Source organism: Caballeronia sp. S22 (assembly GCF_964261745.1).
In the GTDB taxonomy this organism is placed as follows: domain Bacteria; phylum Pseudomonadota; class Gammaproteobacteria; order Burkholderiales; family Burkholderiaceae; genus Caballeronia; species Caballeronia jiangsuensis.
Window position 1 is genome coordinate 690,121 of record NZ_OZ180036.1, and the last position, 14,417, is coordinate 704,537.

The following is a 14,417-nucleotide window of genomic DNA, read 5'->3' on the forward strand; positions in this document are numbered from 1 at the left end:
ATGGACCGAGACGAAGTCGGTCAACTCGACCTCATGCCGGCAAATCTTTTGAAGCGCAATGAGCGGCAGCAAACACAGGCTATGCCTTTCGCGCCAAGACATAGTTCGTTTGCACATATTCGCCCTGCCAGACAGCGTTACGCAGGAGCCGCTTAATATAATCGTCTCGATACCTCGACACGAGGATGAGATCGAATGAGACCGGTTGTATTCGGGAACCGCCTCGGATGGCTGCATCCGGGAAGTGGCACACGTGGCGTGGTGCTCTGCAACACGTATGGCCACGAATACGTATGGACATACAGCGGCATGCGCCATCTCGCGGACGCATTGGCCGCGCGCGGCATCTGGGTGTTGCGCTTCGACTACCGAGGCACGGGCGATTCGGCGGGCGCCGATCTCGCACCCGATCAATTCGAATCGTCGGTGGAAGATATCAACGCGGCGGTCGACTGGTTCAGGACGTCCGCGGGCATCGAACATATTACGTTGTGCGGTTTTCGCGTCGGCGCGGCATTCGCGCTTGCTGCGGCATTGCGACATCCCGTCGACGAACTCGTGCTGCTCGCGCCCGTTGCGAGCGGCCGCGTATATATGCGCGAGCTGGGCATCGTGCGCAAGACATGGCTCGAATTGCTTGCACCGCCTTTGCGCGAAATGCAGCAAGACGATGTATCCCTCAACGTGCTTGGCCAGGTCTATAACAAGGCGTTCGCCGACTCGCTGAAGGCGATCGATCTCGTCGCGAGTCTGAACGGCGCAACATCGGCGCCTGCACGTCGTGCCTTGATCATGAACGTCAAGACCGGCGGCAAGGATCCGTTGCGCGACGCCCTCGCTGACAAGGGCGTCGAAGCGGAGGCCCGCCCGTTCGAGGACTTGACCGGATTCATTCAGGAAACCGCCTTCAACGCATTGCCGCGCGCCGCTTTCGCCGAGATCGTTGCGTGGATCGCGGGCAGCGCTGCGCCGCTTTCGCAAGCGGCTTCCACGGTCGATGCCGATGGCTGGCCTGCGCTGCGGATCGACACGCCCGAGGCGATCGAACGTCCGGTGCGTATCGGCGACGAAGGGCTTTTCGGCATCTTGTGCGAGCCGCGCACGGGCTCGTCGCGCGGGGCGGTCTATCTGATCGCGAATACATCGGCGAGCGCGCGTGTGGGCGATAGCAGGTTATCGGTACGCATTGCGCGCGAGCTTGCACGACGCGGCGTGGCATCGCTGCGTTTCGATGCGCGCGGTCGCGGCGATAGCCCGGCCGCGCCCGGCGAGGTGCAATCGGATACGGTATTCGGGCGCATCTACAACCAGATCGCCACCGACGACACCGCGGCCGCGGCACGCTGGCTCGCGCGGCAAGGCTATAAGTCGATCTTCGCGTTCGGCGTCTGCTCCGGCGCATATCACGCGCTCAAGGCGGCGGTCGTCGAAAAAGCGATCAACGGTGTCGTCACGGTGAATTTGCCGACGTTCAAGCGGCCAGCGGACATCACGCCCGATGGCCTGCGTCAGTCGACGCGCAATTCGATGGCGGGTTATGCGTTCTCCATGCTCGATCCGCAGAAATGGAAAGCTATCCTGCGCGGCGAAAAGCAATTGACGCGCGTACTGCGCTTTATGCTCGGCTATGCGATGACGCGCGTGCGTTCACGTATCGTCGATGTTCTGAGGCTCGATCGCCTGAGCCAGACGCCGCCCGAACTCGCGACCGAGCCCGGTGCGGTCATGCGCGCGCTCGATGCGAAAGGCGTGAAGGCGGTGTTCGTCTATGGCGCCTACGATGCGGGCATGGATTTGATTGCCGCGCACTTCGGCAAGCAGGGCGCGCGACTGTCGCGTTATCCATCGGTCCGCATGATCGTATATCCGAATCTCGATCATTCGCTCTTCATGACCGCCGGTTCGACGCAGGTCGTCGCGCTGTGCGAGCGCATCGCGAAGGAATCGAATTCACCCGTCGCCGATCCGGCTCTCCCGCGCAGGGAACCCGTCGTGCTGTGATTCGCGGCACTGCGCGTCAGCGAGTTCGCCCCGTCTTGGGTATCCTTCGATACTGGAACCCGCCCCTTCGCGGGCAGTGTCCCATCGGGAATCCATGTCAGCGGCGTTCGAACGGCGCAATGGCGTCGCGCGAGCCGCTCAACACAATGCACAGGAGTCTGGCGATGTCGATTGAAAAGGTTCTATACCGTGCGCATGCTCATGTCACCGGCGGACGCGATGGCCGCGCAACCGTGCCCGAAAGCAATCTGGATCTCAGGCTGACGACGCCGAAAGAACTCGGCGGCGGCGGCGGCGATGGCACGAATCCCGAGCAACTCTTCGCCGCGGGTTATAGCGCGTGTTTCATTGGCGCGATCAAGTTTGTCGCCGCGCGCGACAAGATCACGCTGCCGAAAGACGTGGCGGTAGACGGCAGCGTGGGAATTGGACAAATCCCGAACGGCTTCGGCATCGAAGTCGAACTGAAGATCTCGCTGCCGGGCATGGATCGCAGCGAGGCGCAGGCGCTGGTCGACAAGGCACACATCGTGTGTCCTTATTCGAACGCGACGCGCAATAACATCGATGTCAAATTGACGCTGGCATAAGCATATCGCGCGTTCGAGCGTTCTTCTGAACGGACGCTCGAACGCAGGTCACCATGTTTCGCGCATTACCATCAGTCGCGTTTCGGTCATGTCCTCGATCGCATAGCGAATGCCTTCCCGGCCGAGGCCCGAATCTTTCACGCCGCCATAAGGCATGTTATCGACACGGAAAGAAGGCACATCGTTGATCACGACGCCGCCAACTTCGAGCGAGTCCCAGGCCTCGTGCGCATGCGCGAGCGAATCCGTAAAAATGCCCGCCTGCAAGCCAAAATCGCTGTCGTTGACGGTATTGAGTGCGTCCTTGAAATCATCGAACTTTTCGAGGATCGCAACAGGCCCGAACGCTTCCTTGCGATAAAGATCCGAATCTCGTCCGACATTTTCCAGAAGCGTCGCTTCGAACATCGCGCCTTCCACCTTGCCGCCCGCGATGATTTTCGCGCCTGCCGCCACCGCGCTTTCCATCCAGCCGGCGAGCCGCTTCGATTCCGACTCGGAAATCATCGGTCCGACGAAGGTTTTCTCGTCCTTGGGATCACCCATTCTGAGCGACTTTGTTTTCACGATCAGCCGTTCACGCAACGCCTCGTATAGCGACGCGTGCACCAGAATTCGCTGCACCCCAATGCAGCTTTGCCCGGATTGATAAAAAGCGCCGAACGCGAGCCGGTCGACGACATAGTCGAGCTTGCCGCCCTGATCGCTATCGACGATCGCGGCGGCATTTCCGCCGAGTTCCAGAATGACTTTCTTCTTGCCTGCTTTAGCCTTCAGATCCCAGCCTACCGCGGGCGAACCGGTAAAGGAGAGGAGCTTGAAGCGCTCGTCGGTCGTAAACAAATCGGCGCCGTCGCGATGGGCCGGCAGTATCGAAAATGCGCCTTTGGGAAGATCCGTTTCCGCGAGCACTTCAGCGATGATCAACGCACCGATAGGCGTGCGGCTCGCGGGCTTCATGACGAACGGTACGCCGGCGGCGATCGCAGGCGCGACCTTGTGCGCGGCAAGATTCAAAGGAAAATTGAAAGGCGAAATGAAGGAACAAGGGCCAATCGGCACGCGTTTTACATAGCCGTGATAACCCTTGGCGCGCGGCGAGATTTCCAGATTCAGTATTTCCCCGTCGATGCGAACCGACTCTTCCGCCGCGACTTTGAACGTATCGATGAGACGCGTGACTTCGCCGCGCGAATCGTTGATAGGCTTGCCGGCTTCGATGCACAAGGCCATCGCCATTTCATCGGCTCGCTCGCGAAAGCGCTTCACGCAATGCTCCAGTACGGCCTGTCGTTTGAACGGAGGAAAGGCGCGCATCTCGGGCATCGCGGCGACTGCGAGGCCGATCGCCTTGTCGATGGCTTCTGCATCGGCGAGCGCGACGCGCGTCGCGACTTCACCGCTGAACTTGTCGGTCACCGCCAGATCGGTATTGGCGGCAACCGGCTCGTTGGCGAGGTAATACGGGTAAGTTGACTTCAGCATGAACGCTCTCCTGTCGGGACGCGTTGTCGATATATCAGTCAGATTACCGCTTAAATGCAGTACGTGCAGGCGAGCAGGTTCTGCGGAATGAGATAGCATGCGAACGGAATCGAACGAAGCGTGCCGTCACGCTTCACATGTCCGACATGCGGAGGAAACGATGCTGACATCTGGAATCGATCACGTAGGACTCACCGTGCGTAATCTCGACGCGACGCGAGACTTCTTCGTTCAATGTCTCGGCTGGCAGATCGCCGGCGAGCGGCCTGACTATCCGGCCGTGTTCGTATCGGACGGAAAGTTGCTGGTTACGCTATGGCAGGTGAAAGACGAAGCGGCGCCGATAGCATTCGACCGGCGAAAGAATATCGGGCTTCATCATCTGGCGTTGCGCGCAGCGGATGAAGCCGCGCTCGCGACAATTCTCGAACGCGTGTCGGCGTGGCCTGGCGTGACGGTTGAATTCGCGCCGGAACAGCTAGGAGCAGGGCCGAAACGCCATATGATGATTTACGAACCGGGCGGTATTCGGATCGAATTCGATTTCGATCCCCGCGCTTGAATCAGACACGACTGCAAGCGAACGGCGGAGTCGTCAACGAACTCCGCCGTTTGCGGATTCACTGTCAGGCGATCAAAAATGGCGTGCGGTCTTCGATGGACGCGAGCCATGCGGGTGCGCGCCCGCGACCGCTCCACGTTGCGCCTGATTGCGGATCGCGATAAAGCGCGGGTTGAGGACCGCGCGGTTGACCCTTTCCGTTGCGCTTGGCCGTAGCTTGCGCCTTTCCTTTAGCCTTCTTTGCTGGCGCACTCGCGCCCACCGCGAACTTGCTGCGGTCCTTGGCATTGGCGATCCAGCCGGGTGCGCGTCCACGGCCGCTCCAGGTCGCGCCGGTTTTCGGATCCTGATAAGCAACGGTGCTTTGCTTTTTTGCCGCGGGCGATCGACCTGGTTTCTTGCGAGTACCCGAATACTTTTCGATGTCCGAGATGGTCAATCCGTGGCTCGACATCAATTCATGAATCTTTCGCAGTACGCTTTCGGATTCTCTGGCGACGAGCGCATCGGCTTTCGCTTGAAGTGCTTCGATACGTGCCTGAATACTTTCTAGCGTTGACATGATTTACCTCTAATAGATTGTTATTTGAACTATGCCACGTACATGCGCGACGCGCTAGAGGAGATTCGTGTTAATACATGGCAAATCAGATTCGCCAAACGCGCTTTAGGGGATAAGTGGCGCGACACACATTGCGAATTTCATTGCTTTCCAGTCAAGAAATCACAAAGCTGCTTTCAATACCTTTCTTTAAAGCGCCAGCCCTTCGAGTTCTTTGAGTGCAATGCCGAGGATCGAGCAAACGATCGCAATGATCAACAGGTCACTCGGTTCGTCTGCGATCCTGTCAAACCGGCGGACTTCATCAGAAGTGATGCGTGAGATCATCAATCATCATTTTACATGAGCATGCCCGGCACCTATCTTGTCGATAACAGCAGAAAAACGCACCCGGTATCCGCCGGACATGCGACATAACGTTCTGAAGATAGGAGACACTGTGATGACCTCGCTTTCCAGCCAGGAACTCTGGCTGACGCCCGCCTTTAAACGGCTCGTTTCCCGTCGCCGCAGATTCGTTGCGCGCCTGACGCTCGGCACGCTGGTGCCTTACTACGCCTTCGTTCTGGTGGCCGGGTTCGCGCCGAAACTGCTCTCGGCAAAGATGTTTGGCGCGAGCGTCATCACGACCGGCTGGACGATCGGCGTATTGCTCATTGCAGGAACGTGGCTCCTCACGGGTCTTTACATCCATCGCGCGAACGGAGAATTCGACGCGCTCACCAACGAGATCCTGAACGGAGGCGCGCAATGAATCGTCGCGTCCCCAAGGGCATAGGCTTGCTGAGCGCATGCGCCACGCAATCCGCTCTCGCCGCACCCGAAACGATCGGTCACGTGCAAAGGCAGCCGCTCAATTTCACGGCAATTTCAATGTTTCTCGTTTTCGTCGTTGCAACGCTCGCTATAACGTGCTGGTCTGCATCGAAGACGCGTTCCATGAAGGATTTCTATAACGCCGGAGGAACGATCACCGGCTTTCAGAACGGTCTCGCGCTTGCGGGCGATTACATGTCGGCGGCGGCACTGCTCGGTCTCACGAGCATGATTTTCTTCAACGGCTATGACGGCATGATTTACGCGGTGAGCTTCTTCGTCGCATGGCCGCTCTTGATGTTTCTGTTCGCGGAAAGGATCAGAAATCTCGGGCAGGTCACCATCGCCGACATCGCGTCATTCCGCCTCGATCAGCGAAGAATCCGGACGATGACAGCATTCGGCTCACTCACCGTCGTCTGTTTCTATCTCGTGGTTCAGATGGTCGGGGCAGGGCAGCTCATTCAACTTCTTTTCGGCCTAAGTTATGACCAGGCGATCGTGATCGTCGGTGCGTTGATGGCTATCTATGTCACGTTCGGCGGCATGGTGGCGACGACGTGGGTCCAGATCATCAAGGCTGTGCTGATGATCTTTGGCGCGACATTGCTTGCATTCCTGGCGCTTCGGCAATTTGGTTTCTCGCTCGATACGATGTTCGAGCAGGCGATCAAAACGCACAAGAACGGCATCGGCATCATGCTGCCGAGCAAGCTCGTCGCCGATCCGTTCGCCATGCTTTCGTTGTCGGTCGGTCTCGTATTCGGCACGTCGGGATTGCCTCATATCCTCATGCGCTTCTTTACCGTGCGCGATGCGAAGGAGGCGCGCAAGTCGGTATTCGTCGCGACGGGCTTCATCGGCTATTTCTTTCTCGTGGTCGCGTTGCTCGGCGTGGCGTCGATCGCGATCGTCGGACGCAATCCGCTCTTCTATGAGGGCGGTGTCGTCGGCGGGAAACTGATCGGCGGTTCCAACATGCCCGTGATGCATCTCGCGAAGGCGCTCGGCGGCGATCCGGCACTCGGCTTTCTATCCGCCGTCGCATTCGCGACGATTCTCGCAGTCGTCGCCGGCCTCACGATGGCGGGCACGTCCGCGATCTCTCACGATCTCTATGCAATGGTCTATAAGAAGAACCAGGCCACCCCGGAAAGCGAAAAGCGCGTTTCGCGCGTGGCGTCGATAGGCATTGCATTCGTCGCCATTGTGCTTGGCATGGCCTTCAAGGATCAGAACGTGGCGTTTCTCGTCGCCCTGACGTTCAGCATCGCGGCTTCCGTCAATTTCCCTGTGCTGACGCTTGCTATCTACTGGAAAGGACTGACCACGCGTGGCGCGCTGATCGGCGGAATCGCCGGGCTCGTGAGTGCGATTTCGCTCGTCGTGTTATCGCCCGCCGTGTGGGTCAAGGTGCTGGGGCACGCGGCGCCGGTCTTCCCTTACGACTACCCGGCGATCATTTCGATGAGCATCGCGTTCTTTTTCATGTGGCTGGGCTCGGTCACGGACCGCCGTGCGCAGGCCAACGAAGAACGACAAAGATTTCACGACCAGTTCGTTCGTGCTCAAACCGGAATCGGCGCGTCGGGCGCGGTGAGTCATTGATCCTCGAAAGGAGTTGCCATGAGCCACGTTCAGCAAGATGTCACATCGGCACAACCGATACGTTTCAAGTTCAGAGATAACGGCCTCGGGTTTTCGCCGATCACGATCGCGCTTCACTGGATGATCGCATTGCTCGTGCTGTCGATCATCGCATCGAAAATCGTCGGGCTGGTCGAGCCTGCAAGCGAGTCCGCGCAATTCGTCAATCTGTGCGGGACGCTGTTGTTTCCGCTATCGGTCTATCGGTTCTGGGCGCGCATCACGTCGTGGCATCCGTTGCCCGTCGGCACGCCCAATCCCGTGGAAGTGATCGCGAGCCGCTCGGTTGCCGTCGCGCTGGCTTTGGCGATGGTGCTGCTGCCAATCGCCGCGTGGCTCGGGAAATCGAGCGCGGGCGTGCCGATCGGGTTACCGGGCGGATTCACCGTGCCGCCGCTCATGAGCCCGCATGCAGCCGCCGCGCATGTTTTCAGCGTGCTCTTCGATATCGGCGCGGGCGCATTCCTGTGCGGGCTCGCCCTTCATATGTTCGGTGCTTTCAAAAATCATTTCGTGTTGAAAAACGATTCCCTCAAACGAATGCTTGGCAAGCATGTGGAGCTTTGAACCATGACTGCAATCAATCGAAAAGGACAGGCGAACGGAATTGCCGCGCTTTGCGGCGTCAGATATCCGATCTTCCTCGCGGGCATGGCGGCGATCTCCGGTCCCGCGCTCGTCGCTTCAGTTGCAAACGCCGGCGGCATGGGCACGATAGGCGGGCTGAGGCTGCCGCCGCTCGCACTGCGCCGCTGGATCAACGAAACGAGAGCCCTCACGGATAAGCCATTCGGTGTGAATCTCGTGCCCTCGTTCGGCGGACCGGATGTATTCGAGGCGCAATTTCAGGTTGTGCTGGAAGAAAAGCCGAAGATGCTTTCGCTCTTTTATGCGGAAAGTTATCCGGATATGATCCAGCGCGCGAAAGACGCGGGGATGATCGTGATGGTTCAGGTCGGTTCGGTCGAACTGGCGCGCAGCGCCATCGCCAATGGCGCGGATATCGTGACCGCGCAGGGCAGCGAAAGCGGCGGGCATCTGAATCGCGGGACGATTGGGTTGTTGTCCTTGTTGCCGGGAATACTTTCGATAGCGGGAGACATTCCCGTGCTGGCCGCCGGCGGCATCACGAATAGAAACGACGTTGAGACAGTGATGAGCATGGGCGCGTCGGGCGTGCTGGTCGGCACGGCGTTCGTGGCCTGCGAAGAATCCAACGCGCATCCGCTTTACAAGCAGAAGATCATCGAAGCGACCGTCGACGATACCGAATACCGCACCGGCTATTCGTTCGGCTGGAAATACGGCACGCCGCACCGGGTTATGCCGAACCGGGACAGATGGAATCTGCTGCGATTCATCGGCGGCGGCGCACGTGTCATCGACAAGCCGAAAATGGCGCGGAAGTTATCGCTCTATGCGGGGCAGGGTGTGGGCAAGATCGATCGTGTCATGCCGGCTGCGGAGCGTGTGGCCGAACTTGCCGAGGGTCTGATGTTCGAGCCCGAGGAAGCATTGCAGCTACGTTACGCATGATCGAACGTGACTGCGCCCACGATGCAATTCGGGCGCGGTCATTCTCGCTCATAGGCTTGCGTTATCCGCGAGCGAAAGCTCGGATTCGACATTCGATGCCTGAGATCCGTTGCTGAACTGCTCATGCGTTAGCGCGAGCAATGCCGATAAAGCAGGCGTCACCACCGCATCCTGATTGCGAATAAAGACGGTGGTCACATTGGCGAATGCGGATGGCAATTCGTGGCATCGAACGGAGCGCCGGCTGCCATGCCGTTCGACCACTGCCTTCGGCAAAAGCGTGATGCCCATTCCCGCCGCGACACAGGACATGATTCCGTCGAGCGTGCCCAATTCCATGACCTGTCCCGGAATGAGGCCCGACTGATAAAACCATTGTTCGAGCGTCGAACGATAAAAGCAGCCGGTTCTGAACACGAGCACCGTTTGCCGCGACATCGCTTCGACAAGCTGATCCAGCGAACGGAACTGGACGCTGCTCAGCAACGCGAGTTCTTCGCGAAAGACTTCTTCCTGATGCAACGCGGCGTTCTGATGAAAGCCGCCGACGAAAGCGCCATCGAGCCGATGATTCTCCACCGCTTTAATGAGCTCGCTCGTCGTGCCGGTAATGAGCGAAAGCTGAACTTGCGGATACTTCTTGTGATATTTGGCGAGCACTTTCGGCAAGCGAATAGCCGCGGTGGTTTCCATCGAGCCGAGCCGCAGCGGCCCCTTCGGTGTGGTGGCGTCGAGCATCGCGCTGCGGCTTTCGTCCATCAGTTGCAATACACGCCGCGCATAGCCGAGAAACGTGTGCCCGGCGGACGTGAGCATGACGCCGCCTTTCGAACGCACGAACAATTGCTGGCCGAGTTCGCTTTCCAGTTCCTTGATGCGCATCGTGACATTCGACTGAACATTGTGCACTTTCCCTGCCGCCGCGGTGAAGCTGCCGGTCTCAGCCACGGCGCAAAAGATTTTCAAGTGTCGCAGTTCCATCGATACGCCCCCTTAATCATCACGAATGATGAAGCATCAGCGCTTCCATTCTGATCGATGATAGGTGGCGTGTAAAGCAATCCACGCGCTGCGATTCAGCTTCCGCGATAGGTGCCGAAACTCCACGGCGAACATAGCAGCGGCACGTGATAGTGCTGCGCCGCATCGGAAAGCGTGAAACGCACCGGCACGACATCCGCGAATACATCGGGCGTCTTGAAGTAGTCGGCTACCCAGAAGCGCAGTTCGAAATCGCCTGCACGCGCTTGTGCGGCAGGCAGGATCGGTGAATCCGTGCGCCCGTCACGATTGGTGCGCGTGCGCGCGAGCAGCGTCGGCGGCTGGGTGGCTACGTCGAACAATTCGATCTGCATGCCGGCAGCGGGCTGGCCGAGCGCGACGTCGAGTACATGGGTGGTGATGCCTGCGGCCATGATGTGTCTTCTCCTGATCTCGCGTTTCGTTTTGCGCTTTGTTCAACTGCCGCGGTAGTAGTTATAACTCCACGGTCCGAATAACACCGGCAGGTGAATGCGCTGATTGATATCGATGATGCGAAAGCGCAGCGGGATCTTCGAGAGAAACATCGGCTGCGGCAGATTCGCTTTGCGCGCGGCGAAGTATTCGTCCGCATGCAGCAAGAGCTCATACGTGCCCGCGCGATAGGTGTCGCCGATCAAGAGCGGCGGTTCGCTGCGGCCGCTCGCTGCGAGCGTGATCGTCTGCAGAAGCTTCGAGCGCCCGTCTTCGATCGCGAACAAGTCCACGCGCATGCCCGCGGCGGGCGTGCCGTGCCACGTGTCGAGGCCGTGCATCGTGAGGCGCGGGCTCAGGCCATCCTGTTGCACCGGACCCGTCGTCTGGTTCGGTGCGGGCGACGTCGGGGCATCGGCGGCAAGAGCGGTCTTCGCCATCAACATGCTGCCGCCCAACGCGACCGATTGCAGGGCAAAGCGGCGGCGGCTCACATCGAAAGCCGGGGAAGAGTCTTTATCGCGCATGTCAGGCCTCTTGTTTGTTGCCGAGCTTGCGGATGCCGATGATCACGAGCACCGCGGCCAGCACTTCGATGACGGCCACGAGATAGAGACCGGTCGTCAACTTGCCCGTCGCGTTCTTGACGAGTCCCATCACATAGGGCGCGCCGAAACCCGCGAGATTGGAGACGGAGTTGATGAGCGCCACGCCGATCGCCGCCGCGCTGCCGGCCAGATAGCGGTTGGGCAATTGCCAGAACACGGGGATCGCGCTCATCGTGCCGATCAGCGATGCCGTCATGGCCAGCAACGCGATAACCGGCGATATCTTGTCGAAGCCCATCAGCACGGCGAGCAAGGCCATCGATACGCCACCGACGATCGCCGCGCCGCTGAAGTGCCAGCGCACTTCATTGCTGCGGTCCGAGTGCGCACCGTTGATGATCATGCCGGCCGCGCCGCACAGATAGGCAAGCGCCGCGATCCAGCCGACGGCCATCGGCGTGCCCACGCCCACATCCTTGATGACGGTCGGAATCCAGAAGGTGAGCGTCGAATTCGCGCAGAGCAGGCAGAAGAAGATCGCGATCATCAGCCATACCTTGCGATTCGTGAAGAGCGAGCGCCAGTCGTGGCCACGCTCGCCCATCGCGGCGTTGTCGCGTTGCAGGGCGTCGAGCACGACACGCTTTTCATCGGCGGTGAGCCAGCCTGCCTCTTCGGGCTTGTCGGTCATGTAGAAGTAGGCGAACACACCGGCGAGCACCGACGGAATACCTTCGATGATGAAGAGCCATTGCCAGCCGTGCATGCCGTGCACGCCGCCCATCGACGTCATGATCCAGCCGGCGAGCGGACCGCCGAGCACGCCCGCGATCGCCGATGCCGACATGAACGTGCCGAAGGCCCGCGCCCGCCGCTGCGACGGATACCAATACGTGAGATAAAGAATGACGCCCGGATAGAAGCCCGCTTCGAAAGCGCCGAGCAGGAAGCGCAGGATATAGAACTGCGTGGGCGTGTTGACCTGCGTCTGCAACATGCAGATGATGCCCCAGCAGATCGTGATGCGCATGATCGTCTTTTTTGCGCCGATCTTCTGCAAGAGCATGTTCGACGGCACTTCGAACAAAAAGTAGCCGATAAAGAATATGCCCGCGCCGAGGCCATATACCGCTTCGCTGAAATGCAGCGAGTCCAGCATCTGCAGCTTGGCGAAGCCGATGTTCACGCGATCCAGCCACGCCAGCACCCACAGTACGCCGAGAAACGGCAAGAGCCGCCATGAGACCTTGCGATAGACGCTCGCTTCGGCGCTTTCGGCCTCGCTCGCGAAAACCGGCATCTCCTGTTTGATGAGCGACATGGTTTCTCCTTTCCAGTCGGTTTGCGGCGCACGGACAAGGTCGTGCGTTCGGTTGGAAGCAAGTATAGAAACGGCCAAAAAATCGGTAACGGGGGACGGGCCAATAAGCCCCATAGCAACGCGTATATGGGCTGAAAAGCCTTGTGTGGTGCGGCTCCGCGCCGTTTTTCGCAGCGCTTTTTCGTACCTATGGATTACCCTAGCGAGGCTTGCATGAAGCGGTTCCCGCGACGCCGGCTGGCAGAATAACGCCGCGGCGACGCGAACCATCGAGACACGGAACTCACCATGAATCGCACCGACGATCCATTCGATACCTATCTGCTGCGCGTGCTGTGCACGCTGATCGGCGAGCGCAGTGTGTCGCGCACGGCCATTCGTATGAACCAGTCGCAGCCGGCTATCAGCTCTGCGCTCAAGCGGCTGCGCGCGATCTTCAACGACCCGTTGCTCACGCGCGAAAAGAACGTGATGGTGCCGACCGAGCGCGCCATTCAACTGGCGCAGAGCGCGCAGGCTGCATTGAGCGCGCTCGATAACCTGCTCGTATCGGACGATCATTTCGATCCGGCGACCACCGAGCAAAGCTTTACCGTGGGCATGCCCGACTATCTGGCGCCGCCCTTTTTCGCGCATGTCGTGCGCGAATTCAGGCGCGCTGCACCACATGCGCGCCTCGTCGCGGTGCCGCTCTCGGCCGCATTCAACTATGAACAGGGGCTATCGGAAGGCTCGCCGGATATCGTCATCGGCAACTGGCCCAATCCTCCGGAGCATCTGCATTTGTCGGTGCTGCTCGAAGACGAGGTCGTATGCGTTGTTGCCCGCGACAGCGTCCATGCGCAATCAGGCAAGTTCGATGCCCAGGACTATCTGAGCGCGTCGCATATCGTCCCGACGCCGTATTCGCGCGATCAGCGCGGCGTCGTCGATACCGGGCTCAGCACCATGCGCGTGCATCGCGACAACCGCGTGAGTTGCCCGTACTTCAATCTCGCGCCGAGCCTGATTCCGGGCACTGATCTGATTCTCACGACCGGCCGGCACTTCGCCAACTATCATGCGCAGCATCTGCCGCTCGCCGTGCTCGATGCGCCGATCGAATTTCCATTCATGCGGTTTTATCAGCTATGGCATCCGTCGCGACATCGTTCGGCTTCGCACGTGTGGTTGCGCGGCATGCTGACGGCGGCCGCGCAGGAGTTGCGCGCGCTGCGCGACATGAATCGCGCTTAGCGCTATCGCGTTCTGTTATGCGGTCAATAGGATCGGGTGTCTCGCCGCCCGATCGCGCGCTTCCTATACTCGGCACGAATCGCCATCGACGCCCTATAGGAGAGCCGTTCATGTCACAGTCGATCAATCTCGAACCGGTCAATGCGTTCGATCACGCGACCTTCGTCGGCGCCTTCGCGAGCGTGTTCGAACATTTCCCGCAGGCAGCGGAGGGCGCGTGGAGCGCGCGTCCATTCGCCTCGGCCACGGCATTGCACGACGCGATGATGAATGTTATCCGCAGGATGGACGACAAGAGCCAGCGCGCATTTTTGAACCTGCACCCGTTGTTGTCCGGCGCGAACATTCGTGCGGGAACCATGACGGCGGATTCCGATGCCGAGCAAAAGAGCGCCGGACTCGATGCGATGTCGTCCGAGCAGGAAGCATCCCTCGATCGTCTCAATGCCGCCTATCTAGAGCGGCACGGGTTTCCGTTCATCATCTGCGTGCGGCACTACACGCGCGAAGGCATTTTCAGCGCGCTGGAGCGGCGTATCGGGCGCAGCACGCAGCAGGAACTGGATGAGGCGCTGGCGCAGATCGCGTCGATCACGCGTGCGCGCCTCAACGCGCGTCTCTGCGCGCTGCCTGCAATCATTTAACGCCGCAACGGCGA

16 protein-coding genes are annotated in these 14,417 nt (G+C 59.6%); 9 read left to right on the forward strand and 7 right to left on the reverse strand.

Going from position 1 to position 14,417, the window contains the following annotated elements:
* Nucleotides 1-195: 195 nt before the first annotated feature.
* Entirely contained in the window at nucleotides 196-2,001 is a 1,806-nt protein-coding gene (locus tag ACEN42_RS18295) for an alpha/beta fold hydrolase (RefSeq protein ID WP_371882069.1), read from the forward strand.
* Nucleotides 2,002-2,165: 164 nt separating this feature from the next.
* Nucleotides 2,166-2,591 carry an organic hydroperoxide resistance protein gene (locus tag ACEN42_RS18300; protein ID WP_035501996.1) on the forward strand — a complete coding sequence of 142 codons (426 nt, stop codon included), beginning with the start codon at nucleotides 2,166-2,168 and terminating at the stop codon, nucleotides 2,589-2,591.
* 48 nt (nucleotides 2,592-2,639) lie between these two features.
* On the opposite strand, the gene ACEN42_RS18305 is transcribed toward ACEN42_RS18300, so the two are convergent.
* Nucleotides 2,640-4,076: an aldehyde dehydrogenase family protein gene (locus ACEN42_RS18305; protein WP_371882070.1), complete on the reverse strand. Its 1,437-nt coding sequence runs from the start codon at nucleotides 4,074-4,076 to the stop codon at nucleotides 2,640-2,642.
* 160 nt (nucleotides 4,077-4,236) lie between these two features.
* Here ACEN42_RS18305 and ACEN42_RS18310 point away from each other — a divergent pair, with 160 nt between their 5' ends.
* Entirely contained in the window at nucleotides 4,237-4,638 is a 402-nt protein-coding gene (locus ACEN42_RS18310; protein ID WP_250484674.1) for a VOC family protein, read from the forward strand.
* Between the two features lie 64 nt (nucleotides 4,639-4,702).
* Here ACEN42_RS18310 and ACEN42_RS18315 read toward each other — a convergent pair whose 3' ends face one another.
* Both ACEN42_RS18315 and ACEN42_RS18320 read right to left on the reverse strand, forming a co-directional pair.
* A complete protein-coding gene (locus ACEN42_RS18315) occupies nucleotides 4,703-5,200 on the reverse strand; it encodes an H-NS family nucleoid-associated regulatory protein (protein WP_371882071.1) in 498 nt (165 codons plus the stop codon).
* A gap of 189 nt (nucleotides 5,201-5,389) precedes the next feature.
* Nucleotides 5,390-5,527: a hypothetical protein gene (locus ACEN42_RS18320; protein WP_371882072.1), complete on the reverse strand. Its 138-nt coding sequence runs from the start codon at nucleotides 5,525-5,527 to the stop codon at nucleotides 5,390-5,392.
* Between the two features lie 115 nt (nucleotides 5,528-5,642).
* Here ACEN42_RS18320 and ACEN42_RS18325 point away from each other — a divergent pair, with 115 nt between their 5' ends.
* Genes ACEN42_RS18325 through ACEN42_RS18340 form a run of 4 tightly spaced genes read left to right on the forward strand, consistent with a single transcriptional unit; the run spans nucleotide 5,643 to nucleotide 9,199 of the window.
* Nucleotides 5,643-5,954, forward strand: a complete 312-nt coding sequence (locus ACEN42_RS18325; RefSeq protein ID WP_187606278.1) for a DUF485 domain-containing protein — start codon at nucleotides 5,643-5,645, stop codon at nucleotides 5,952-5,954.
* The gene (locus ACEN42_RS18330) at nucleotides 5,951-7,624 is read left to right on the forward strand and encodes a cation acetate symporter (RefSeq protein ID WP_371882073.1); all 1,674 of its coding nucleotides are present in this window, start codon (nucleotides 5,951-5,953) and stop codon (nucleotides 7,622-7,624) included. Before ACEN42_RS18325 ends, ACEN42_RS18330 begins: the two co-directional genes overlap by 4 nt.
* Nucleotides 7,625-7,642: 18 nt before the next feature.
* A complete protein-coding gene (locus tag ACEN42_RS18335) occupies nucleotides 7,643-8,230 on the forward strand; it encodes a cytochrome b (RefSeq protein ID WP_371882074.1) in 588 nt (195 codons plus the stop codon).
* A gap of 3 nt (nucleotides 8,231-8,233) precedes the next feature.
* Nucleotides 8,234-9,199 (forward strand): NAD(P)H-dependent flavin oxidoreductase, encoded by a 966-nt coding sequence (locus ACEN42_RS18340; protein WP_371882075.1) that lies wholly within the window; start codon nucleotides 8,234-8,236, stop codon nucleotides 9,197-9,199.
* Nucleotides 9,200-9,247: 48 nt separating this feature from the next.
* Here ACEN42_RS18340 and ACEN42_RS18345 read toward each other — a convergent pair whose 3' ends face one another.
* The 4 genes from ACEN42_RS18345 to ACEN42_RS18360 all read right to left on the reverse strand — a co-directional run bounded on the left by ACEN42_RS18345 (nucleotide 9,248) and on the right by ACEN42_RS18360 (nucleotide 12,523).
* The gene (locus ACEN42_RS18345) at nucleotides 9,248-10,180 is read right to left on the reverse strand and encodes a LysR substrate-binding domain-containing protein (protein WP_374191195.1); all 933 of its coding nucleotides are present in this window, start codon (nucleotides 10,178-10,180) and stop codon (nucleotides 9,248-9,250) included.
* A 95-nt stretch (nucleotides 10,181-10,275) separates the two neighbouring features.
* Nucleotides 10,276-10,614 (reverse strand): hydroxyisourate hydrolase, encoded by a 339-nt coding sequence (gene uraH / locus ACEN42_RS18350; RefSeq protein WP_035501861.1) that lies wholly within the window; start codon nucleotides 10,612-10,614, stop codon nucleotides 10,276-10,278.
* Nucleotides 10,615-10,656: 42 nt separating this feature from the next.
* Nucleotides 10,657-11,181: a hydroxyisourate hydrolase gene (locus ACEN42_RS18355; protein WP_371882077.1), complete on the reverse strand. Its 525-nt coding sequence runs from the start codon at nucleotides 11,179-11,181 to the stop codon at nucleotides 10,657-10,659.
* Between the two features lies 1 nt (nucleotide 11,182).
* Nucleotides 11,183-12,523, reverse strand: a complete 1,341-nt coding sequence (locus ACEN42_RS18360; RefSeq protein ID WP_187606284.1) for an MFS transporter — start codon at nucleotides 12,521-12,523, stop codon at nucleotides 11,183-11,185.
* 288 nt (nucleotides 12,524-12,811) lie between these two features.
* Here ACEN42_RS18360 and ACEN42_RS18365 point away from each other — a divergent pair, with 288 nt between their 5' ends.
* On the forward strand, nucleotides 12,812-13,759 hold the full coding sequence (locus ACEN42_RS18365; protein ID WP_187606285.1) for a LysR family transcriptional regulator: 948 nt from the start codon (nucleotides 12,812-12,814) through the stop codon (nucleotides 13,757-13,759).
* Between the two features lie 110 nt (nucleotides 13,760-13,869).
* Nucleotides 13,870-14,403, forward strand: a complete 534-nt coding sequence (gene uraD, locus ACEN42_RS18370) for a 2-oxo-4-hydroxy-4-carboxy-5-ureidoimidazoline decarboxylase (RefSeq protein ID WP_371882078.1) — start codon at nucleotides 13,870-13,872, stop codon at nucleotides 14,401-14,403.
* The last annotated feature ends 14 nt before the right edge of the window (nucleotides 14,404-14,417 follow it).

What these genes read in the sequence shown, in the direction of transcription:
- ACEN42_RS18295 (WP_371882069.1), top strand. Translation starts at nt 196, where the DNA reads ATGAGACCGGTTGTATTCGGGAACCGCCTCGGATGGCTGCATCCGGGA.
- ACEN42_RS18335 (WP_371882074.1), top strand. Translation starts at nt 7,643, where the DNA reads ATGAGCCACGTTCAGCAAGATGTCACATCGGCACAACCGATACGTTTC.
- ACEN42_RS18365 (WP_187606285.1), top strand. Translation starts at nt 12,812, where the DNA reads ATGAATCGCACCGACGATCCATTCGATACCTATCTGCTGCGCGTGCTG.
- ACEN42_RS18345 (WP_374191195.1), bottom strand. Translation starts at nt 10,180, where the DNA reads ATGGAACTGCGACACTTGAAAATCTTTTGCGCCGTGGCTGAGACCGGC.
- uraH (WP_035501861.1), bottom strand. Translation starts at nt 10,614, where the DNA reads ATGGCCGCAGGCATCACCACCCATGTACTCGACGTCGCGCTCGGCCAG.
- ACEN42_RS18340 (WP_371882075.1), top strand. Translation starts at nt 8,234, where the DNA reads ATGACTGCAATCAATCGAAAAGGACAGGCGAACGGAATTGCCGCGCTT.
- ACEN42_RS18330 (WP_371882073.1), top strand. Translation starts at nt 5,951, where the DNA reads ATGAATCGTCGCGTCCCCAAGGGCATAGGCTTGCTGAGCGCATGCGCC.
- ACEN42_RS18310 (WP_250484674.1), top strand. Translation starts at nt 4,237, where the DNA reads ATGCTGACATCTGGAATCGATCACGTAGGACTCACCGTGCGTAATCTC.
- ACEN42_RS18315 (WP_371882071.1), bottom strand. Translation starts at nt 5,200, where the DNA reads ATGTCAACGCTAGAAAGTATTCAGGCACGTATCGAAGCACTTCAAGCG.
- ACEN42_RS18355 (WP_371882077.1), bottom strand. Translation starts at nt 11,181, where the DNA reads ATGCGCGATAAAGACTCTTCCCCGGCTTTCGATGTGAGCCGCCGCCGC.
- ACEN42_RS18300 (WP_035501996.1), top strand. Translation starts at nt 2,166, where the DNA reads ATGTCGATTGAAAAGGTTCTATACCGTGCGCATGCTCATGTCACCGGC.
- ACEN42_RS18360 (WP_187606284.1), bottom strand. Translation starts at nt 12,523, where the DNA reads ATGTCGCTCATCAAACAGGAGATGCCGGTTTTCGCGAGCGAGGCCGAA.
- ACEN42_RS18305 (WP_371882070.1), bottom strand. Translation starts at nt 4,076, where the DNA reads ATGCTGAAGTCAACTTACCCGTATTACCTCGCCAACGAGCCGGTTGCC.
- ACEN42_RS18325 (WP_187606278.1), top strand. Translation starts at nt 5,643, where the DNA reads ATGACCTCGCTTTCCAGCCAGGAACTCTGGCTGACGCCCGCCTTTAAA.
- ACEN42_RS18320 (WP_371882072.1), bottom strand. Translation starts at nt 5,527, where the DNA reads ATGATCTCACGCATCACTTCTGATGAAGTCCGCCGGTTTGACAGGATC.
- uraD (WP_371882078.1), top strand. Translation starts at nt 13,870, where the DNA reads ATGTCACAGTCGATCAATCTCGAACCGGTCAATGCGTTCGATCACGCG.